19 protein-coding genes are annotated in these 21,272 nt (G+C 63.1%); 10 read left to right on the top strand and 9 right to left on the bottom strand.

Going from position 1 to position 21,272, the window contains the following annotated elements:
- Nucleotides 1-13 precede the first annotated feature (13 nt).
- From C8K44_RS15635 to rnhA, 4 genes are all read left to right on the top strand, one after another.
- Complete coding sequence (locus tag C8K44_RS15635) at nucleotides 14-751, top strand: SURF1 family protein (RefSeq protein WP_281062999.1); 738 nt, start codon at nucleotides 14-16, stop codon at nucleotides 749-751.
- 68 nt (nucleotides 752-819) lie between these two features.
- Entirely contained in the window at nucleotides 820-1,830 is a 1,011-nt protein-coding gene (ispH, locus tag C8K44_RS15630; RefSeq protein ID WP_109576726.1) for a 4-hydroxy-3-methylbut-2-enyl diphosphate reductase, read from the top strand.
- Nucleotides 1,830-2,792, top strand: coding sequence for a homoserine kinase (locus C8K44_RS15625; protein WP_109576725.1), 963 nt, complete (start codon nucleotides 1,830-1,832; stop codon nucleotides 2,790-2,792). The genes ispH and C8K44_RS15625 overlap by 1 nt, the downstream gene beginning before the upstream one ends.
- Complete coding sequence (gene rnhA, locus C8K44_RS15620; protein ID WP_109576724.1) at nucleotides 2,789-3,268, top strand: ribonuclease HI; 480 nt, start codon at nucleotides 2,789-2,791, stop codon at nucleotides 3,266-3,268. The genes C8K44_RS15625 and rnhA overlap by 4 nt, the downstream gene beginning before the upstream one ends.
- Nucleotides 3,269-3,286: 18 nt before the next feature.
- Here the strand turns inward: rnhA and C8K44_RS15615 are convergent, their stop codons facing one another.
- Both C8K44_RS15615 and C8K44_RS15610 read right to left on the bottom strand, forming a co-directional pair.
- Nucleotides 3,287-3,772, bottom strand: a complete 486-nt coding sequence (locus C8K44_RS15615) for a peroxiredoxin (protein ID WP_109576723.1) — start codon at nucleotides 3,770-3,772, stop codon at nucleotides 3,287-3,289.
- Between the two features lie 128 nt (nucleotides 3,773-3,900).
- Nucleotides 3,901-4,707 (bottom strand): protein-disulfide reductase DsbD domain-containing protein, encoded by an 807-nt coding sequence (locus C8K44_RS15610; protein ID WP_109576829.1) that lies wholly within the window; start codon nucleotides 4,705-4,707, stop codon nucleotides 3,901-3,903.
- A gap of 148 nt (nucleotides 4,708-4,855) precedes the next feature.
- Here C8K44_RS15610 and C8K44_RS15605 point away from each other — a divergent pair, with 148 nt between their 5' ends.
- Complete coding sequence (locus tag C8K44_RS15605; protein ID WP_109576722.1) at nucleotides 4,856-5,464, top strand: YqgE/AlgH family protein; 609 nt, start codon at nucleotides 4,856-4,858, stop codon at nucleotides 5,462-5,464.
- Here the strand turns inward: C8K44_RS15605 and C8K44_RS15600 are convergent.
- The 4 genes from C8K44_RS15600 to thrC are packed head-to-tail and all read right to left on the bottom strand — an operon-like array spanning nucleotide 5,455 to nucleotide 11,660.
- Nucleotides 5,455-8,295: an EAL domain-containing protein gene (locus C8K44_RS15600; protein ID WP_109576828.1), complete on the bottom strand. Its 2,841-nt coding sequence runs from the start codon at nucleotides 8,293-8,295 to the stop codon at nucleotides 5,455-5,457. The genes C8K44_RS15605 and C8K44_RS15600 overlap by 10 nt on opposite strands.
- 50 nt (nucleotides 8,296-8,345) lie before the next feature.
- Nucleotides 8,346-8,942 (bottom strand): GNAT family protein, encoded by a 597-nt coding sequence (locus C8K44_RS15595; protein ID WP_109576721.1) that lies wholly within the window; start codon nucleotides 8,940-8,942, stop codon nucleotides 8,346-8,348.
- 15 nt (nucleotides 8,943-8,957) lie between these two features.
- Nucleotides 8,958-10,250: a pitrilysin family protein gene (locus tag C8K44_RS15590; protein ID WP_109576720.1), complete on the bottom strand. Its 1,293-nt coding sequence runs from the start codon at nucleotides 10,248-10,250 to the stop codon at nucleotides 8,958-8,960.
- A 12-nt stretch (nucleotides 10,251-10,262) separates the two neighbouring features.
- Nucleotides 10,263-11,660: a threonine synthase gene (gene thrC / locus C8K44_RS15585; RefSeq protein ID WP_109576719.1), complete on the bottom strand. Its 1,398-nt coding sequence runs from the start codon at nucleotides 11,658-11,660 to the stop codon at nucleotides 10,263-10,265.
- 128 nt (nucleotides 11,661-11,788) lie between these two features.
- On the opposite strand from thrC, the gene C8K44_RS15580 reads away from it, so the two are divergent.
- Nucleotides 11,789-12,382, top strand: coding sequence for a hypothetical protein (locus C8K44_RS15580; protein ID WP_199227108.1), 594 nt, complete (start codon nucleotides 11,789-11,791; stop codon nucleotides 12,380-12,382).
- A 39-nt stretch (nucleotides 12,383-12,421) separates the two neighbouring features.
- Here the strand turns inward: C8K44_RS15580 and C8K44_RS15575 are convergent, their stop codons facing one another.
- Entirely contained in the window at nucleotides 12,422-13,111 is a 690-nt protein-coding gene (locus C8K44_RS15575; protein ID WP_109576718.1) for an HAD family hydrolase, read from the bottom strand.
- A 171-nt stretch (nucleotides 13,112-13,282) separates the two neighbouring features.
- Here C8K44_RS15575 and C8K44_RS15570 point away from each other — a divergent pair, with 171 nt between their 5' ends.
- Nucleotides 13,283-14,416: a site-specific DNA-methyltransferase gene (locus C8K44_RS15570; protein WP_109576717.1), complete on the top strand. Its 1,134-nt coding sequence runs from the start codon at nucleotides 13,283-13,285 to the stop codon at nucleotides 14,414-14,416.
- A 161-nt stretch (nucleotides 14,417-14,577) separates the two neighbouring features.
- Here the strand turns inward: C8K44_RS15570 and C8K44_RS15565 are convergent, their stop codons facing one another.
- Complete coding sequence (locus C8K44_RS15565) at nucleotides 14,578-15,189, bottom strand: HAD family phosphatase (protein ID WP_109576716.1); 612 nt, start codon at nucleotides 15,187-15,189, stop codon at nucleotides 14,578-14,580.
- Nucleotides 15,190-15,196: 7 nt separating this feature from the next.
- Nucleotides 15,197-16,309 (bottom strand): A/G-specific adenine glycosylase, encoded by a 1,113-nt coding sequence (gene mutY / locus C8K44_RS15560; RefSeq protein ID WP_199227107.1) that lies wholly within the window; start codon nucleotides 16,307-16,309, stop codon nucleotides 15,197-15,199.
- Between the two features lie 58 nt (nucleotides 16,310-16,367).
- On the opposite strand from mutY, the gene C8K44_RS15555 reads away from it, so the two are divergent.
- The 3 genes from C8K44_RS15555 to smc all read left to right on the top strand — a co-directional run bounded on the left by C8K44_RS15555 (nucleotide 16,368) and on the right by smc (nucleotide 21,268).
- Complete coding sequence (locus C8K44_RS15555) at nucleotides 16,368-16,865, top strand: DUF721 domain-containing protein (RefSeq protein WP_109576714.1); 498 nt, start codon at nucleotides 16,368-16,370, stop codon at nucleotides 16,863-16,865.
- A 143-nt stretch (nucleotides 16,866-17,008) separates the two neighbouring features.
- Complete coding sequence (locus C8K44_RS15550) at nucleotides 17,009-17,749, top strand: DsbA family protein (RefSeq protein ID WP_109576713.1); 741 nt, start codon at nucleotides 17,009-17,011, stop codon at nucleotides 17,747-17,749.
- Between the two features lie 60 nt (nucleotides 17,750-17,809).
- Complete coding sequence (gene smc / locus C8K44_RS15545; protein ID WP_109576712.1) at nucleotides 17,810-21,268, top strand: chromosome segregation protein SMC; 3,459 nt, start codon at nucleotides 17,810-17,812, stop codon at nucleotides 21,266-21,268.
- Nucleotides 21,269-21,272 lie beyond the last annotated feature (4 nt).

Here is a 21,272-nt window from a genome sequence, read left to right as displayed (position 1 = left end):
CGATCAAAAAACGATGTCCGTCCCGGTGCGACGCTCCGGGCTCATGCTCATGCTGGTGCTCGGCACGATTGCGTTCGCGCTGCTGATCGCACTTGGCAGCTGGCAGGTCCAGCGCCTCTTCTGGAAAGAGGAATTGATCGCCCAGATCGCGCAGCGCACGCAATCCCAGCCGTTGCCATTGTCTGAGATGGAAGTGAAGTTCAGGGGCTCCGGCGATGTTGATTACTGGCCGGTGACGGTAAGCGGAACCTTCGTGCATGAGGGCGAGCGGCACTTCTTCGCCACCTGGGAAGGCCAGTCGGGCTTTTACGTCTACACGCCGCTCAAGCTGGAGGACGGCCGCTTCGTCCTCGTGAACCGCGGTTTCGTTCCCTACGATTTCAAGAATGCCGCAAAGCGACCGGTGGGCCAGGTGACGGGCACCGTCGACATTGTCGGCCTTGCGCGCAATCCGCTTGACGGCAAGCCCGGCTCGCTGGTTCCTGACAACGATCCGGCCAAAAACATCTTCTATTGGAAGGACCGTGACGCGATGGCTTCGACCGCCGGTTTGCCGTCGGATGCGGTCGTGGTGCCGTTCTTCGTCGATGCCGACAAGACGCCCAATCCGGGTGGCCTGCCAGTCGGCGGCGTCACCATGGTCGATATGCCCAACAACCACCTGCAATATGCGGTCACATGGTATGGGCTGGCGGCCGCACTTTTGGGCGTCATGGGCTTTTGGCTTCTGCGCCGGCCCGACGGCAAATGAGGATGAGCCTCCCTTGACAGCAAGGGTGCGCGCAGCTCATTTCGGCACTGAATGAAGAACCGGATTAAATGCCCCAGACACCTACAAAACCGCCCCTGACAATCAGGCTTTGCCAGCCGCGCGGCTTCTGCGCAGGTGTCGACCGCGCGATCCAGATCGTCGTCCTGGCTCTCAAGAAATACGGCGCGCCGGTCTATGTCCGCCATGAGATCGTGCACAACCGCTATGTCGTGGAAGGCCTGCAAAATCTCGGCGCGGTGTTCATCGAGGAACTGAGCGAAATCCCGGTCGAACACCAGGACGCTCCGGTGGTGTTTTCCGCCCATGGCGTGCCGAAGTCGGTGCCTGCGGATGCCGTGGCGCGCAATCTGTTTTATCTCGACGCAACCTGCCCGCTCGTCTCCAAGGTGCACAAGCAGGCGATGCGCCATCAGCGCAAGGGCCGCCATGTGCTGTTGATCGGCCACGCCGGCCACCCTGAGGTGATCGGCACCATGGGGCAGCTCGACGACGGCGCGGTGACGCTGATCGAGACCGAGGCGGACGTGAAGAATTTTACGCCGGCCGATCCGGAGGCGCTGGGGTTCGTCACCCAGACCACGCTGTCGGTGGAAGATACCGCCGGCATCCTGAAGGCGCTGCAGGCGAAGTTCCCCGCGATGCAGGCGCCGGCTGCCGAATCGATCTGCTACGCCACCACCAACCGCCAGGACGCGGTGAAGGAGACGGCGCCGGGCGCCGATCTCTATCTCGTTGTTGGCGCGCCCAATTCCTCCAATTCGCGCCGCCTCGTCGAAGTCGCCGAACGGGCAGGGGCCAAGATGTCGCTGCTGGTCCAGCGCGCGTCGGAGATTCCGTGGAACGACATTGGCGGCATCGCTACGTTGGGACTGTCGGCGGGTGCTTCGGCACCCGAAATCATCGTCGACGAGATCATCAACGCTTTCCGCGAACGCTTCGAAGTGAACGTGGAACTCGCCATCACGGCGACCGAGACGGAGGACTTTCCGGTGATGCGGGTATTGCGCGACGTCGAGCTGACGCCAGCCGACATGGCCTTCGTCAACGGAATCGCGTGATGGCTGTCTACACCGACGTCGGCGAGAGCGAACTCGAAGCGTTCCTGCGCAATTATCCGGTCGGCGAGCTGCTGTCTTACAAGGGCATCGCCGAAGGCACTGAAAACACCAATTTCCTGCTGCATACGACGGCCGGGTCGTACATTCTGACGCTGTACGAAAAGCGGGTCGAAAGGTCCGACCTGCCGTTCTTCCTCGGCCTGATGCAGCACCTTGCCCACAAGGGCATTTCCTGTCCGCTGCCGGTCGACGGCAAGGACGGCAATGTCATACGCGAGTTGGCCGGCCGTCCGGCGGTGATCATCACCTTCCTCGAAGGCATGTGGTTGCGTCGGCCCAAGGCCGTGCATTGCCGCGAGGTCGGAAAGGCATTGGCCGAACTGCATATAGCCGGCCAGGATTTCGCGATGACCAGGCCGAATTCACTCGCCATTGACGGCTGGCGCAAGCTTTGGGACGCAGCGCACCCGCGCGCCGACGAAGTCGAGCCGGGGCTTGCCCGGGAAGTCGATGCCGACTTCGCCGAGTTCGAAAGGTACTGGCCGAAGGATCTGCCATCGGGTGTCATCCACGCCGACCTGTTTCCCGACAACGTCTTTTTTCTCGGCGACAGGCTGTCCGGCCTGATCGATTTCTATTTCGCCTGCAACGACCTTTACGCCTACGATCTGGCCACCTGCCTCAATGCGTGGTGCTTCGAGAAGGATTTCTCCTTCAACCTGACCAAGGGCACGGCACTGCTGGACGGCTACCAGAGTGTGCGCCCGCTCAGCGAGGAGGAGAAGGCGGCATTGCCCATATTGGCACGGGGGTCGGCACTGCGCTTCATGCTGACGCGGCTCTACGACTGGCTGACGGTGCCGGATGGCGGGCTGGTCATGAAGCGCGACCCGTCGGAATACATCCGGCGCATGCGCTTCCATCGGACGATCAAGTCCGCCCAGGAATACGGTCTGAAATGACAAAACATATCGAGATTTTCACCGACGGAGCCTGCTCGGGCAATCCGGGCCCTGGCGGCTGGGGTGCGATCCTGCGCTACAACGGTAAAACCAAGGAACTGTCGGGCGGCGAGGCCGAGACCACAAATAACCGCATGGAACTGCTCGCGGCGATCTCCGCGCTGAATGCGCTGAAGGAGCCCTGTACCGTCGACCTTCACACCGACAGCAAATACGTCATGGACGGGATCTCGAAATGGATCCACGGCTGGAAGAAGAATGGCTGGAAGACGGCCGACAAGAAGCCGGTGAAGAACGGCGAGCTGTGGCAGGCGCTGGATGAAGCCAACAAGCGTCACAAGGTGACGTGGCACTGGGTCAAGGGCCATGCCGGCCACGCCGAAAACGAACGTGCCGACGAACTGGCGCGCGAGGGCATGGCGCCCTTCAAGTCCGGACGTGGCGGGACTTCCGGACTGCGCGCCGCCAAGGGCTGACGGCGCGCGAAGATACGCTTAGATCTGCTCGAGGATCTTGGCGGCGCCGGAATCGATGGCCTGGCCAGGCGAGCCCTCGACGTTTAGCTGGGTGACCTTGCCGTCTTCGACAACCATCGAGAAACGCTTCGAACGCAGGCCCATGCCGGCTGCCGACAGGTCGATGTCGAGGCCGGTCGCGCGTGCGAAGTCGCCGCTACCGTCGGCGAGGAACAGGACCTTACCTTCGCCGCCGCTGAAGCGCGCCCAGGCGCCCATGACGTGGACGTCGTTGACCGAAACGACCGCGATGGTGTCGACGCCGCGCGCGATGATGGCGTCATGGTTTTCGACATAGCCGGGCAGGTGGTTGTTGCTGCAGGTCGGCGTGAAAGCTCCGGGAACGGCGAACAGCACGACCTTCTTTCCAGCGAAGATCTCGTCGGTAGTGAGGCTCTTGGCACCATCGGTCGTCATCGTCTTGAACGTGGCCTCAGGCAGCTTGTCGCCAATCGAAATGGTCATGAATTTCCTCGCATGCGTGGTGATTGAAAGTTCCAGGATGAGCGCGCATCCCAACTAGCGCAGATGCCGGTCATAGCCAATGGCTGGTCCAATAGCTCGCCAGATGTAGGAAGTTGAGCGCGCGATGTTCAGGGGTAGGGCAAGAAACCTTGGACGGCCCCTGCCGCTCCTGTCAGCGTGTAAGGAATGCCCTCGCCGGAGGGCTTCGTTGCCGGACGTTCCAGCACCTTGATGGTGAAGACCGGCTTTCCCGCCTCCACATGCCGCTCAGGTGTGCCGAACTGATAGCCGTCGGTTCCAGCGACAAAGATGTCGACGGCCTCTGGCGCGCCCGCGGAGGCCGCCAGGAGCGAAATGTGCTCGCCCTCGCTGGACTTCACCGTTACCCCGAAATCGGGCTTCGCGGCCCCGGGCAGGGCCGCAAGCGCGGCCTTCACCAGCGTGGCGTCGTCGGCGTTGTCTGGATCTGCTGTCGGATCGAGCTCAAGGCGCGCTTGCACCGGCACGCAGATCGTCTCGCAGACGCCGAGGAAGACGTCGGCGGCGATCGTCGTCGGCTCGCCAGGGGCGGGAACGGTGAAGCTCACCGGAAGGCGCACCGAATAATCGTAGCCGGCCCATTTGGAGTAGCCGTCGTCATGCCGCTGCGGGGCAGGATAGGAGAACTCGGCCGCCGAGACATTGCGGCTCGCGCTAATGTCTATCTGCGGCGGCACGCCGGAATTGCCGGGGTCGCGCCAATAGGTTTTCCAGCCGCGCTTGAGCTCGATGTCGAGCACGCCCTGGAGCTTGCCCGTTGCGTCGGGCTGACCGGTGGTGACTAGCCGGAAACGCCCGCCGTCGGCGTCGAACCACGCCGACGATGCAGCGTGAGCGGGGGCTGCGGCAAGCAAGGCCGAGCCGGCACAGATCGTGGAAACAAGCGCGATTTTCATGGCGGTGATTTGATAGCCTCCCGCAGCGTCCGCAACAGGGAGCGCCAACACATCGCATCATTTTTGCGTGACGTTGCCTTTGAAAAGATGAACGCCGCAGCCCTTTCGCTATCTTTCAAGAAGCCGGGAAACGCGTTACCTTCTTGCAATGGACCTCATACGCCAGAAAAAGGGCGCGTCGCAGCGCGGTTTTCTCGACGATCAGTTCCTCATCGCCATGCCGGGGATGAAGGACGACAGGTTCTCGCGCGCCGTCATCTACATCTGCGCCCACAGCGACGAAGGCGCCATGGGCCTGATCATCAACCAGGTGCAGCCGCTGCTGTTTCCCGATCTGCTGGTCCAACTGGGCATACTGGATGAGCAGGAAGCCATCCGGCTGCCGACAAAGGCCAGGGATTTCATCGTCCGCAATGGCGGGCCGGTCGATCGCAGCCGCGGCTTCGTGTTGCATACCGACGACTACAAGGTCGAGTCATCCTTGCCGGTTTCCGAGGAGATCTGCCTGACCGCCACCGTCGACATTCTGCGCGCGATCTCCGCCGGGCGCGGGCCTCGCCATGCTCTGATGGCGCTTGGCTATTCCGGCTGGGGCGCCGGCCAGCTTGAAAGCGAGATCGCCGAAAATGGCTGGCTGACCTGCCCGGCGACGTCGGAGCTTTTGTTCGACACCGACATCGACCGCAAATATGACCGCATCCTCGCCGCACTCGGTATCGACCTTGCGCGGCTCAGCAGCGCTGCCGGTCACGCCTGAGCTAGCGGGTACTGCTCTTTCAGCATCTTCAGGGCCTGGTCGCCGGGGATCGGGGCCCCGAACATGAAGCTCTGCACATATTCGCAGCCCATCTGGCGCAACTCCAGAGCGTCGCTCTCGTCGGAGATGCCTTCGGCGACCACCGACATTCCCAGTTCATGAGCCATGTTGACCATCGACTTGATCAGCACCGCGCGCTTGGGCGAGGTGTCGTCGACAAAGCTCTTGTCGATCTTGATCGTGTCGAAGGGGAAACGGGTCAGGTAGGAGAGCGACGAATAGCCGGTGCCGAAATCGTCGAGCGACAGGCCGATGCCGAGCTGCTTGAGCTTGGTCAGCACATGGTTGGTCTGCTCGGGGTTGTCCATCACCAGAGACTCGGTGAGTTCGAGGCGGAAGCAGCGCGGCTTGAGATTGGCCCTGGCGATGACCGAGCGAACGTCGCTGACGAGGTCACGACGGATGAGCTGGCGGCTCGACAGGTTGACCGACACCGATAGCGGCGCGTCGCTGATCTGCTTTTGCCATTCGGCAAGGTCCTCGGCAGCGCGCTGCATGGCAAACAGGCCAAGCTGGACAATCAGGCCGCAGCTTTCCGCGACCGGAATGAAGTCGCCCGGTGGGATCATGCCGCGGCGCGGGTGATCCCATCTGAGCAGGGCCTCGAAGCCGGCGACGCTGCCATCCTCGAGCCGTACGATCGGCTGGTAGGCAAGCGTGAACTCCTTGCGCTCGATGGCGCGGCGGAGGTCCGATTCAAGCTGCAGCCGATCCGTGCCGACAGTACGGAAGGCCGGACGGAACGGCTCGATGCGGTCGCCGCCAAAACGCTTGGCCTGGTGCATGGCAAGCTCAGCGTCCTTGACCATGTCTTCGGCAGAGCCCTGGGCCGTGGTCCAGGTGATCAGGCCGACAGATGCGGTGAGCACGATCTCGCGCTTGGCAAAGGTGATCGGCGCCTTGATCGCCTGCTTGATGGCGTCAGCCACAACGGCGATGCGCGAGGGGTCCTGCTCGGACAAGAGCATCAGCGCGAACTGATCGCCGGCAAAGCGAGACAGCGAGTCCTTGGGCTTGAGCAGGCGGTGCAAGCGGCGCGCTATGGTCAATAGGATGGTGTCGCCGGCCGAGATGCCAAGGCCGTCATTGACCAGCTTGAAACGGTCGATATCGATGACGAAGACCGACGGACGGACCTTTTCTTCGGTGCGGGCGATCGAGATGATCGCCTCCAGCCGGTTCATGAACAATTCGCGGTTGGGCAGGCCGGTCAGGTTGTCGTGCACGGCGTCGTGCAGCAGGCGTTCTTCCGACTTTTTCTGCTCGGTCACGTCGACCATCGTGCCGACGCAGCGGATCACTTCGCCGTCCGAGCCGATCACCGGGCGCGCCTTGAGCGAGAACCAGTGATAGTGACCGTCGGCACCGCGCAGCCTGAAACTCTGTGCCACGCGGCCACGGCGATGTTCGAGCACGACGTCGAGCGTGGTGCGGAAAGTGTCACGGTCGTCGGAATGCAGCACCGGCAGCCAGTTGCGCGCCGCACCGCCAAGGCTGTTGGGTGCTAGTCCCAGCTGCAGCGAGACGTCGGGTCTGGTCACGACCCGGTCGCGCAGAACGTCCCAGTCCCAGACGATGTCGCCCGAACCGGAGATCGCCAGCGCCTGCCGCTCCATGTCGCTGAACAGGCCCTGGTGCGCGCCGCCGCCGGCGAAGGCGTGCTGCATGACCGTGAAGCCGATCAGCAGGATGATGAGGATCAGGCCGCCGCCTAGCGCGGGCTGGACGATGTCGTTGTCCAGAACCCCGGTGATCGCCATCCACGAGCCGGTCAGCCAGATCAGCACCATGGCCCAACTCGGCACCAGCATGATGGCGCGGTCGTAGCCGCGGATGCTGAGATAGACGATCAGCCCAAGCCCGGTAACAGCGGTCGCAGCGAAGGAGATGCGCGCGATACCGGCGGCGACCGCCGGATCGATGATCGCGACGCCGGCGATCAGAAGCAGGCCGATGATCCAGACGAAGGCACCATAGCTGAAATGGCCGTGCCATCGGTTGAGGTTGAGATATGCAAACAGGAAGACGACAAATGTGCCGGCGAGCGCCACCTCCGTGCCGGCTCGCCATATCTGCTCATTGCCGGGCGAGACCTCGATGACCTTGTTGAGGAAGCCGAAATCGACGCAGATATAGGCAAGCACGGCCCATGCGAGAGCTGCGGTGGCCGGGAACATCGAGGTCCCCTTGACCACGAACAGAATGGTCAGAAACAGCGCCAGAAGGCCGGCAATGCCGATGACGATGCCACGGAACAGCGTGTAGGAATTGACCGTATCCTTGTAGGCTTCCGGTTCCCACAGATAGACCTGCGGCAGCTTGGGCGAGGACAGTTCCGCAATGAAGGTCACGACCGAATTAGGATTGAGCGTGACCAGGAATACGTCGGCGTCGGGGCTTGCCTGGCGGTCGAGCGCGAAACCTTCGCTCGGCGTGATGGCGGCGATGCGGCTGGAGCCGAGGTCGGGCCAGATCAGGCCGGAGCCGACCAGACGAAAATGCGGTGCAACGATCAGCCGGTCGATCACCTGGTCGGTGGTGTTGGCAAGCGCGAACACCGCCCAGTCGCCCGTTGAGCGCTTGTCGTTGGCCTCGACTTCGATGCGGCGAACGATGCCGTCGAGGCCCGGAGCTGTCGAAACCTGAAAGTTCTCGCCCTGATTCCGGTAGATTTCGACGGCGCCCGACAGGTTGAGCGCGACATCGTCACGGGAAATCTTGATCGGTTCCACGGCGAGCGCCTGCGACACCGCGCAGACACTGGCGATCATGGAAACGATGAGCGCAAACAAAGGCGCCAGCAGGAAATGCTTCGACAAGTTCAAGCCTTCAAGGTGACAGCTTGCGGATCGTCCGCAATCAGTGCGTAGAGGTAGTGGTCATGCCATTCGCTGTTGATCCTAAGGTAGGATCGCAGAAGTCCTTCGCGCCGGAATCCGGCTTTTTCAAGCACGCGTACGGAACGTGTATTCTCGGGGATACAGGCAGCCTCGATCCGGTGCAACCTGAGCGTATCGAACGCATGCCTCACGACAAGTCGAACCGCATCGACCATGAAGCCCTGGCCTGCATAGCGCTCGCCGATCCAGTATCCGATATGCCCGGTCTGGGCGACGCCGTAGCGGATGTTGCCGAGGGTGATGCCGCCGACAAGCTTGCCGGTTGAATTGTCGTAGATGAAAAAGGCAGCCGCCGTACCCTGGATATGTTCATCCTGGTAGCGAGCCAGCCGGACGCGCCATGCCGAGCGGTCAAGCTCGTCGGGAGCCCAGCGCGGCTCCCATGGTTCGAGGAACGAGCGGCTTTCGGCGCGCAGGGCCACCCACTCGTGGTAGTCGCGCCAGTTCGGCATGCGCAGGCTGACGCGTTCGCCTTTCAGTGCCGGGGTGTCGCGGCGAAAAAGCGAGAACGGAAACATGCGTGCAAGGGCTGCTTAGACAGCGAGCTTGCGGGCTGAAGACTGCGCGCCCGGCAGCGAGTCGAGGATCGATTCGTAAGGCGCAAGTGTGCCGACCGGCCCCACTGCGGTAATCGTCGGGCGTGTCGAAAAAAGGCGCGACGACAGGTCGGTCAGGCGATCGACGGTCAGCGCGGACAGGCGCTCCATCAGCTCTTCCTTGGCGATAGGACGGCCAAACAGCAAAAGCTGGCGGGCGATCTGCGAGGCACGGCTGGAGCAGCTCTCGGCCGACATGATGAGGCCGGCGCGATATTGAGCGCGGGCGCGGTCGAGCTCTTCGAGCAGGATGTTCTCGCCGGTCCGCTGCAATTCGCCGATGATGACAGGTATCAGTTCGGCGATGTCGCTCTGGCCGGTCGCCGCGTGGATGCCGAAGATACCGGTGTCGGAAAAGCCCCAATGGAAAGCATAGACCGAGTAGCACAGGCCGCGCTTCTCGCGCACCTCCTGGAACAGGCGTGAAGACATGCCGCCGCCGAGGATCATCGACAGCACCTGCGAGGCATAGAAGTCGCGCACATGATAGGCGCGGCCTTCGAAGCCGAGCACGATCTGCGCGTCCATCAGGTCGCGGTCTTCGCGGAAGTCGCCGCCGACATACTGGGCGTATTGCGGAATGGCGCTTTCGGCCTTGGAGCGGAAATTGCCCAGCCGCTTTTCGACGTGGCGGACGAATTCGTCGTGCTTGACGTCGCCGGCTGCCACAATGACCATGCGCTCGGCGCCATACTGGCGGGTCATGAAATCGTGAAGCTGTGCCGAGGTGAATGATTTCACCGTCTCGGGTGTGCCGAGGATGGAGCGGCCGATCGTCTGGTGACGGAAGGCGGTTTCGGTAAAGCGGTCGAAGACGATGTCGTCGGGAGTGTCGTGCGCCGCGCCGATTTCCTGCAGGATGACGTGCTGTTCGCGCTCGAGTTCGTCCGGATCGAACTCGGAATCCTGGAGGATGTCGGACAAGATGTCGACCGCGAGCGGTACATCGTCGGCCAGCACGCGGGCATAAAAGGATGTCGTCTCGACCGATGTGGCGGCGTTGATTTCGCCGCCGACATTTTCGATTTGCGAAGCGATTTCAAAGGCGGTGCGGTTCTTGGTGCCCTTGAACGCCATGTGCTCGAGCAGGTGAGCCATGCCGTGCTCGTCGTCGCGCTCATTGCGCGCGCCCGACTTGACCCATGTGCCGAGAGCTACGGTCTCTACGCTTGGAAGTGTTTCAGTGGCCACTGTCAGGCCGTTCGACAGACGGCTTACCTCAACACTCATTAAGCGTACTCCCTAACCCGCCGCTCGTGTGCGACGGCTAATGTAATCTTCCACCATTTTTATCTCTGATGGAAGTACCGTGAACTTTTCCTTACGTTCCATCAGCCCCGACAGCCATTTTGGCAGGTTGGGCTCAATATCGCAGGCAGCCTTCACCGCGGCAGGGAATTTTGCCGGATGGGCGGTGGCCAGCACCACCATCGGCACGTCGTTTTTGGGCAGCCCGGCAGCCACGTGCATGGCAGTTGCCGTGTGCGGGTCGAGCAGATAACCGCTCTTTTCAAGCGTCGAGCGGATGGTCGGCGCCGTCTCGTTCATGCCTGAGCGGCCGGCCTGGAATTCACCCCGGATGCTGGCGAGCGCCTTGCTTTCGATGGTGAATGCGCCGGACTGCTTGAGGCTGGCCATGTAGCGGCGCACCACAGCGGCGTCGCGGTCGGACGCCTCGAACAGCAGGCGCTCGAAATTCGACGACACCTGGATATCCATCGATGGCGAGGTTGTCGCCACGACGCCGGTCTGGCGATATTCGCCGCTCTTCAAGGTGCGAGCGAGGATGTCGTTGTCGTTGGTGGCGATGATGAGCTGGTCGATCGGCAGCCCCATTTTCTTGGCCGCGTAACCAGCGAAGATGTCGCCGAAATTGCCTGTCGGCACGGTGAAGGACACCGGTCTGTCGGGCGCGCCCAGCGAGATGGCCGAGGAGAAATAGTAGACGATCTGGGCCATGATGCGGGCCCAGTTGATCGAGTTCACGCCCGACAGTTGCACGCGGTCGCGGAAGCCGTGGTCGTTGAACATGTCCTTCACCAGGCCCTGGCAGTCGTCGAAATTGCCTTCGATCGACAGGGCGTGGACGTTGGCTGCATCCGACGTCGTCATCTGGCGCTGCTGCACCGGCGAGACGCGGCCGTGCGGGAACAGGATGAAGATGTCGGTGCGTTCGCGTCCGGCAAAAGCCTCGATCGCAGCGCCGCCGGTGTCGCCCGAAGTGGCGCCGACGATGGTCGCGTGCTGGCCGCGTTCGGCAAGCACGTGGTCCATCAGCCGTGCCAGCAATTGCATGGCGACGTCCTTGAAGGCGAGGGTAGGGCCATGAAACAGCTCGAGCACGAAGCTGTTGGCGCCGGTCTGGACCAGAGGGCAGACCGCGTCGTGGCGGAAAGTGCCGTACGCCTCGCGCACCAGGCGCTCGAAGACGTCCTGCTTGATTTCGCCGCCCAGGAACGGGGTCAAAAGCCTGATCGCCAGGTCGGCATAACCCAGGCCGCGCATGGCGCGGATTTCGGCGGCGCTGAAGGTCGGCCATTGAGCTGGAAGATAGAGGCCGCCGTCGCGTGCGAGGCCGGCAAGGACTGCATCGGAAAATCCGAGCGTGGGTGCTTCCCCACGGGTGCTCACATAGTGCATAGCTATCCATTCCAATGCGATACGACCTGCCGTTGAACGGCGGGGCGGGGAAAACTGCGCTCCATCAGTCGCATTTTTGCCGCGCGGTTGATATAGAACGACTGCTTTGCGAGAGGGAAGTGCAGTTCATGTTGTTTCGTTTGATCGACGGCCGTTTTCTGACGGCTTTGGCGACCGGCGGCTTTATGCTGGCCGTCGCAGGTTGCCAATCTGGCGGCAGCGGCGGCCTTTTCGGCCCTCCTGCCCCGAAAGATCCCCAGCAAGTCGCGGCCGAAGAGGGCAAGATCCTGGCCAGCGAGTTGCTTGCTTATTGCCCAGGCATCACGTTGCGTGACGGCACCGCCTTCTTCAACAGCTATGCCAAGGGCGGCCAGGACGACCCGAGCAAGCTGGTTCATCAATCGGCGATCACCGACGTTACCCGCAGTTGCACGCGCGCCGACGGCCAGATGACCATCAAGGTTGGCGTTGCCGGCAAGGTGGTGGTCGGTCCGGCCGGTGGTGCTGGCACTGTCAACATGCCGATCCGCATTGCGGTGACGCGCGGCGGCGAGGTGCTTTACTCGCAGCTTCACAAGAACGCCGTTCACGTCACCGATCCGTCGACGGCCACGCAGTTCGTCTTCACTGTGCCGAATGTCGTGATCCCGATTCCGACCGCACGCGACATCCAGATTTTCGCGGGCTTTGACGACAGCCCGGAAAAGAAGAAGGCTCGATAAGCTTGAGGCAAAGCGCCGGCCTTGGCCGGCGCTTTCGTTTCAGGCGTTTTCCGACCACATGCTCAGCGCTTCGAGTACGCCGCCCAGGTCGGCCCAGCGTCGAATCACAGTTTCAGCACCCGCCTCGGTCAGCATGTCGGCGTGGCCGGGATAGCTGTGCGCGCCGCCGGTGAAGCCGATGACGCGCATGCCAGCCGAAACCGCACCGGCAATGCCGTGCACCGAATCCTCGATGACGAAGGTGTTGGCCGGATTGGCGCCGTAGGTTTTGGCAGCGTGCAGGAAGACGTCGGGCGAGGGCTTCGGCTTCTTGCTCGGTGTTTCCAACGCCGAAAAGATGCGGCCCTTGAACAGCGGCAGGAGGCGGGTTCGCTCGAGCATCATTTCGATGCGCTCGCTTGTCGAATTTGAGCAGATGCAGCGCGGCGCCGTGACGGCGGCGACTGCCTCGTGCACGCCGTCGATGGCGCGCACTTCGTTCTTGAGCCGGCGGTCGACCAGTTCTTCGGCCTGGCTGATCAGCGAGGCCTGGAACGGGATCGCCGCCTTTTCCTCGATCTTGAGCAGGATGTCCTTGAAGGTCAGGCCGGCATAGCTTTCGGCGATCTCTTCGGCCGATATCTCGAATCCGGCCGAGGTCAGAAGCTCTGCCTCGATGCGGGCGGCGATGATTTCGGAATCGACGAGCACGCCGTCGCAATCGAATATCACTAGGTCTGGCTGGGTCATGACGGTCCGGGAAAACTGGGCGACGCCGGGGGCGCGCGGAAAAGTTCAAGGCGCGGCGATTACACCATTCTGGCCCGATCCGCAAATTGGAAGGCCCGCTTCATCAATTGTTTACGCTGATCGGTAACCATAACGGCGAGTAAACAGTAACGCGTCATCCCGGGTATCAGAATGTCAGCAGTGCGTCCTCTCGATCAGCTTTCCCGCACGCCCAAGCCGTCCGAATGGCTCGACACCATCATCAAGGGCGATTGCGTCGCGGCACTCGACAAGCTGCCGTCCAATTCGGTCGACATCATTTTCGCCGATCCGCCCTACAACCTCCAGCTTGAGGGCGACCTGCATCGCCCGGACCAGTCGAAAGTCGATGCGGTCGACGATCATTGGGACCAGTTCGAAAGCTTCGCGGCTTACGACGCCTTCACCCGTGCCTGGCTGCTTGCCGCCCGCCGCGTGCTCAAGCCCAATGGCACGATCTGGGTCATCGGCTCGTACCACAACATCTTCCGCGTCGGCGCGACGATGCAGGACCTCGGTTTCTGGATCCTCAACGATGTTGTCTGGCGCAAGACCAACCCGATGCCGAACTTCCGCGGCCGCCGTTTCCAGAACGCCCATGAGACGATGATCTGGGCATCGCGCGACCAGAAGGGCAAGAACTACACCTTCAACTACGACGCGTTGAAGGCGTCGAACGATGACGTCCAGATGCGCTCTGACTGGTTGTTTCCGATCTGCACCGGCGGCGAACGCCTGAAGGACGACGACGGCAACAAGCTGCATCCGACGCAGAAGCCGGAAGCGCTGCTGGCGCGCATCATGATGGCATCGACCAAGCCCGGTGACGTGGTCCTCGATCCGTTCTTCGGCTCGGGTACGACGGGTGCGGTTGCCAAGCGTCTCGGCCGGCACTTCGTCGGCATCGAGCGCGAGCAGGCCTACATCGACGCCGCCAATGAGCGGATCGCTTCTGTGCGTCCGCTGGACGGCCCGTCGCTCACCGTCTTGACCGGAAAGCGCGCCGAGCCGCGTGTCGCTTTCGGAAGCCTGCTCGACATGGGCCTGCTGGCGCCCGGCGCGACGCTTTACGACGCCAAGAAGCGTTGGGCGGCAAAGGTTCGCGCCGACGGTACGCTGTCGATCGGCGACACCGCCGGCTCGATCCATCGCGTCGGTGCTGCGATTCAAGGGTTGGATGCCTGCAACGGCTGGACCTTCTGGCACTATGAGCGTGCCGGCGGCCTGACCCAGATCGACGAACTGCGCCGTATCGTCCGCGTCGGCATGGAAAAGGCTGGCGCCTGAACGATCAAGCGTCGCGCTGGGCCAGTAAGGGCATCCGGCGCGGCTGCTCGGGCGCTACGATCGGTCCGCTCTGGAGAGTGCTAATTCCAATCCCGCGAACGAAGCTCGAATTCCGGCAGCCGTCTTAGCCAGTCCGGGTTCGCCGATCGGCCGGTTTCCAGTCACCGTCCGATCCCGAGACGCTCGAGGTCCGCCTCGAGCGTTTTCGCATTTGTGAACAGCACCGCCTGCCAGCCGGCGTCGATGGCGGCGTTCACGTTCTTCTGGCTGTCGTCGATGAACAGCGATGCCTTCGGGTCGAGATCGAATGACGCGACATGAAGGTCGTAGATGCGGCGGTCGGGCTTGATCAGGCCAACGTCGCCGGAAACCGTGACCCCACGCGGCCTTTCGAGGAACGGAAAGCGGCCGCGCGCCTCGCGGAACGTGTCCGAGGCCCAGTTGGTCAGCATGGTTACGTCGTGGCCGGCGGCGACGAGGCCTTCCATCAAGGCAACGGAGTCGTCATAGGCGTGCGGCACCATGTCGTGCCAGTGCAGGCGGAAGGCACGGATACTGTTTTCATGCTCGGGAAAATCGGCGATCAGCAGCGCTTCGGCCTCTTCCCAGGTGCGGCCGCGATCCTGTTCGATGTTCCACTCGCTGGTGCAGACATTGTCGAAGAACCAGCGGCGCTCGACCGGATCGGGGATGATGCGGCTGAAAGGCAGGTCGGGGTCGTAGTGGATCAGAACCTTGCCGATGTCGTAGACGATATGGCGGATTTCGCTCATGGCTTCGCTAGCGTCCTCGTTTCGTAGCACCCGGTATGGCAGCTTCGATGACTTTTTTCATGACGCTTGGCAAGGCTTCGCCAGCGAGGTCGGCGGCTGCCGACCAGAAGTGGCCGTCGGGCGCCTGATCCGAGGTCGTTTCGGCGCGAAAGACATCGAGATCGAGGGCAAAATGAGTGAAGACGTGGGTGATGGTGCCCGCGCGCTGCCAGTTCGCGGCAAAAGGCGCGCTGTCAGCGCCGGTCGCACCATCGACGCGCGAGGTCCAATCGGTGGTCGGCACCTCGGTCATGCCGCCAAGCAGACCTTTGCCCGGACGCTTGCGCAAAAGCACAGCACCGTCACTCCTGACCGCGACGAAGGCAGCACCCCGCCGCTGGGGCCTTTCCGCCTTGGCCGGCTTGACCGGATAAAGCTCTGGATCGCCTGAGACGACCGCACTGCAATCCGAACGCAGCGGGCACAGCATGCAGCGCGGCCGGCGCGGCGTGCAGATCGTAGCGCCGAGATCCATCATCGCCTGGGCGAAATCGCCGGGGCGCGTGGCGGCAAGCATGCGCACGACATGGGCGCGGATTTCCACCTTGGCCTGGGGCAGGGGCGTCGCGATCGAAAACAGTCGTGTGACGACGCGCTCGACGTTGCCGTCAACTACGGCTGCCGGACGACCGAAGGCGATGGAGGCGATCGCTGCTGCCGTGTAAGGGCCGATGCCGGGCAATGCGCGCAGGCCATCTTCGTCGTCGGGGAATCGCCCGCCGGGCAAAAGTGCCACTGTTTGGGCGCAGGCCTTGAGGTTGCGGGCGCGGGAGTAGTAACCGAGCCCGGCCCAGGCCTTCATGACGTCTTCGGTATCGGCAGCAGCCAGGGCGCCAACGTCGGGCCATTTGTCCACAAACGCCCTGAAATAGGGCTTCACCGCCTCGACAGTGGTCTGCTGGAGCATGATTTCGGAGAGCCAGACACGATACGGGTCGGGCCGTATACCGCGTTTGAGGTCACTGGGGGTCGTGCGCCAGGGCAACTCGCGATGATGGACGTCATACCAGTCGAGCAGCAGCGTGGCGATGGTGCCGTCGACGTCAGTGGCGTGCTTGCGGTGATTGGTTCGGAATGCCATTGATGGGATGGACTGCCTTCGGCGTTGCGTGTCGACAGGGTCATATCTGGAGAACGACATGGCAGGGAAAAGGTGGACGGGCAATCCCGTTCCGGTCAGCGATCTGGCGAATGCGATCCTCGATCCCGTATTGCGCAAGCGCACCGGCATCTCGGTCGGGCTTGTCCAGTCATGGGAGGAGATCGTCGGCCCGCGTCTGGCGCACAACACCCGGCCCGAAAAAATCCAGTGGCCGCGACGCATGCACGAGGACGATCCTTTCGAGCCGGCGGTGCTGATCATTGCCTGCTCGGGCCCGGCGGCACTTCATCTCCAGCATGAAACCGGCGAGATCATCGGCAGGGTCAATTCCTATCTCGGCTTCAACGCCATCGGCCGCATTCGCATCGTGCAGAAGCCTGTTACCTCGGCTGCGGCCAAGGCTCGTCCGCGCCTGCGCAAGCTCACCGACGCCGAACAGGGCAAGATTGCGGGGTCGGTCCGGTACATAGAGGACGAGGGCCTGAAGGCTTCGCTGGAAAAGCTCGGGGCGAGCATACTGGGCAGCCGGAAGTAGAATTTGCCGTCTTTCTCGCGCATTCGTGATCGAAAGTTCGGATAATCGCGATTGGTTTGGGGACAGCCATGCCTTAATTCGCGCCAACTATCGCTTTCACGTATCTGAACATCGCAAAATCCAACCATCGTCAGGTGATTCGTATGCTCCGTTCCATTTCTCGCAGGACCGCTCTTACCGGGCTCGCAGCCGTATCGGCAGCAGCGTTGCTTTCTGCTTGCAGCGACTCCGGCGAGCAGGCCAACGCAGCAACGCCCGCCAAGCCTGCCGAACCGGCGACCCCAGCGGCAACGCCGGCTGCGTCCGCTGCACCTGCCGTAAAGGCACCCGTCTCGCAGGGTTCGGTCGACATGGCCAAGCTGCTCGAAGCCGGCAGCCTGCCTGACATGCAGCTCGGCAAGGCAGATGCGCCGGTCACGATCGTCGAATATGCCTCGATGACCTGCCCGCACTGTGCGCATTTCCATGAGACGACGCTGCCGGAACTCAAGACCAAATACATCGATACCGGCAAGGCGCGGCTGATCTACCGCGAGTTCCCCTTCGACCCGCTGGCCGAGGCAGGCTTCATGCTTGCGCGCTGCTCGAAGGACAACTACTTCCCGATGGTCGACGTGCTGTTCAAGCAGCAGCAGAGCTGGGCGGCTTCGCAGACCCCAAAGGACGCGCTGCTGCAGATTTCCAAGCTCGCCGGCTTTACACAGGAGTCGTTCGAGGCCTGCTTGACTGACCAGAAGCTTCTGGACGATATCAGGGCAGTGCGCGCCCGCGGCGAGAAGGATTTCAAGGTCGACTCGACGCCGACCTTCTTCATCAACGGGAATGTCTACAAAGGGGCAATGACGATTGACGAAATGTCGGCGGTTATCGACGGCATGCTCTGATATGTTCATAGCACCGAGGCAACGCAGCTTCGGTGCACCCTTCCGTGCGGAATGGCGCGAATGAAGTTTTCGCGCCTCCGCCTCCTCGGTTTCAAATCCTTTGTCGAGCCCGGCGAGTTCGTCATCGAACGCGGCCTCACTGGTATCGTCGGGCCGAATGGCTGCGGCAAATCCAATCTTGTCGAAGCGTTGCGCTGGGTGATGGGCGAAAGCTCATACAAGAACATGCGCGCTTCGGGCATGGACGACGTCATATTCTCGGGTTCCGGCACGCGGCCGGCACGCAACACCGCCGAAGTGACGCTGTTTCTCGACAACACCGACCGCACCGCGCCAGCTTCCTTCAACGACGCCGACGAATTGCAGGTGTCGCGCCGCATCGAGCGCGAGGCCGGCTCCATCTATCGCATCAATGGCAAGGAAGCCCGCGCCAAGGATGTGCAGCTGCTGTTCGCCGACCAGTCGACCGGTGCGCGCTCGCCCTCGATGGTGGGGCAGGGCCGCATCGGCGAACTCATCCAGGCAAAGCCGCAGGCGCGACGCGCACTGCTCGAAGAGGCGGCCGGCATATCGGGCCTGCACACGCGGCGGCACGAAGCCGAATTGCGTCTGCGCGCCGCCGAGCAGAACCTCGAGCGCCTCGACGATGTCGTCGGCGAACTTGAAAGCCAGATCGAAAGCCTGAAGCGCCAGGCGCGCCAGGCATCGCGCTTCAAGAACCTGTCGGCCGACATCCGCAAGGCGGAAGCGACGTTGCTGCATCTGCGCTGGACGCTGGCCAAGGTGCAGGAGGGCGAGGCGCAATCGGCGCTTGCGACGGCCACTGCACTTGTCGGCGACCGTGCGGCGGCCCAGATGGCCGCCGCCAAGGACCAAGCGATAGGCGCACACAAGCTTCCCGAGATGCGCGACGCCGCAGCCGCAGCTGCAGCCACCTTCCAGCGGCTTTCCATTGCCCGTTCCCAGCTTGAGGAAGAGGCCGGGCGCATCAATTCGCGCCAGAGCGAACTCGACCGGCGCCTGCAGCAGCTCGACGCCGACATCGCCCGCGAACAGCGCATGATCGGCGACAATGCCGCGATCCTGTCGCGCCTCGATGCGGAAGAGAAGGCGCTCAACGACGAAAACGCCGGTGCCACCGATCGCGAGACGCATACCCGCGCGGCCTTCGAAGAAGCGATGGCGACGCTGGCGCTGACCGAGGCCGAGCTTGGCCGCGTGACCGCCGAGCGCGCCGACGCCGCCGCGGGCCGCACCCAGGCCGAGCGCGCCATGCGTGATGCCGCCGAGCGACGTGACCGTTTTGCCCGCCAGCTGGCCGAACTTGATCGCGAGGCGGGCGAGATCGGCGCGCGTATTTCAGCTCTCGCTGATCCGGCCGAGAAGCAGATGCAGGCCGAGGCGGCACAGGAAGCGCTTGAAGAGGCCGAGTTCGCCGCGACCGAAGCCGAGCGCTCGGTTGCCGAGGCAAGGCAGGCAGAGGCTTCGTCGCGTGCGCCCCTGCAGGAAGCCAAGGCCGAACTCGCGCGTATCGAGACCGAGGCGCGTACCCTGGCCAAGATCATCAACGCGGCTTCGGGCGATCTATTCCCCGCCGTGCTCGAACGGATCGGCGTCGAGCGCGGCTTCGAAACCGCACTTGGCGCCGCCCTTGGCGACGACCTTGAAGCTGCCCTCGATCGCGCCGCACCGGTCCATTGGGGCGATGTCAGACCTGTCGCAAGCGATCCGAAACTACCCGAAGGTGTGCGCAGTCTGGCCGAAGTGGTTCGGGCGCCGCACCAGTTGGCGCGCCGGCTCGCGCAAATCGGAGTCATCGACGCTGCCGATGCGGCAAGGCTTCAGCCGTCGCTCGCGCCCGGCCAGCGTCTGGTCAGCCGTGAGGGCGGACTGTGGCGCTGGGACGGGCTGACCGCAAGCGCCGACGCACCGACCGCCGCCGCCCAACGCCTTGCGCAGAAGAACCGTCTGGCTGAACTCGATGCCGAGGCGGTCGAGGCGACGCTCCTGGTCCGGGCAGCCGAAGAGGCGCTGGCGCGGGCGGAAAATGTCGTGCGCGAAAATACCGAGGCCGAGCGGCAGGCACGCCAGGCATGGCGCGATGCACAACATCAGGTTGGCGCCGCCCGCGACGCGCTTGCGCAAGCAGAAAAAGCCGCCGGCGAGCTGACCAGCCGCCGCGCTGCCCTGGACGAGGCGCGGGCACGTGTCGCCGACGCGCACGAAGAGGCGCAGGCCGGCTATGTCGAAGCCGAGGACATGCTTGGTTCGGCGCCTGATCTCGCCGATCTCCAGGCACGTCTGGAACAGCTTTCCGGTGCTGTGGCGCGCGACCGATCGGCGGTGGCCGATGCGCGCGCGGTGCATGAGGGTCTCAATCGCGAGGCCGAGGCGAGGGTTCGTCGCCTGACGGCAATCGCCGCAGAGCGCCAGAGCTGGGTGGTGCGCGCCGAAAGCGCTGCCGAGCAGGTCGAAGCGCTTGCCGAACGGCGTGAGGAAGCCGCTGCCGAGCGCGAGGTGCTGGCCGAAGCGCCCGATGAACTTGATGCCCGCCGTCGTGCCTTGCTGTCGCAACTGACGCAGGCCGAGGCCCAACGCAAGGAAGTATCCGACCGGCTTCAGGATGCGGAAAACAAACAGGCCGTGCTCGACAAGGCGGCGACCGCCGCAATCCAGGGGCTGGCCGAAGCACGCGAGGCCAGGGCCCGCGCCGAGGAACGCTTGACTGCCGCCTACGAGCGCCGCCGGGAGATCGAGGCACGCATCCAGGAAGTGCTTGCAACACCGCCGCACCTGGTCATCCGCCATACCGGCCTCGAAGCCGACAGCCCGATGCCTGATCCCGCCGATATCGAACGGACGCTGGAGCGTCTCAAGATCGAGCGCGAACGGCTCGGTGCGGTCAATCTGCGCGCCGAAGAAGAGCAGAAAGAATTGTCCGACCGTCTGGAGGCGATCGTCTCCGAGCGTGAGGATATCATCGAAGCGATCCGCAAGCTTCGCCAAGGTATCCAGGGACTGAACCGCGAAGGCCGCGAGCGCCTTTTGGCCGCTTTCGACCTGGTAAACGGCCATTTCAAGCGGCTGTTCACCCATCTCTTCGGCGGCGGTACGGCGGAGCTACAGCTCATCGAATCGGAAGATCCGCTCGAAGCCGGTCTCGAAATCCTTGCGCGGCCGCCGGGCAAGAAGCCGCAGACGATGACGCTGCTATCGGGCGGCGAACAGGCGCTGACGGCGATGGCGCTGATCTTCGCCGTGTTCCTGACCAACCCGGCACCAATCTGCGTGCTCGATGAGGTTGATGCACCGCTCGACGATCATAATGTCGAGCGCTTCTGCAACCTGATGGACGAGATGGCCGCATCGACCGAGACGCGCTTTGTTGTCATCACCCACAACCCTATCACCATGGCGCGAATGAACCGGCTGTTCGGTGTTACGATGGCCGAGCAGGGCGTCAGCCAGCTGGTCTCGGTTGACCTCCAGGCGGCCGAAGCCCTGCGCGAGGCGAGCTAAGCCC

Source organism: Aminobacter sp. AP02 (assembly GCF_003148805.1).
Taxonomy (GTDB): Bacteria; Pseudomonadota; Alphaproteobacteria; order Rhizobiales; family Rhizobiaceae; genus Aminobacter.
Note: the sequence above shows the minus strand (reverse complement) of the source record. Positions and strands in the feature narration are given on the sequence as shown.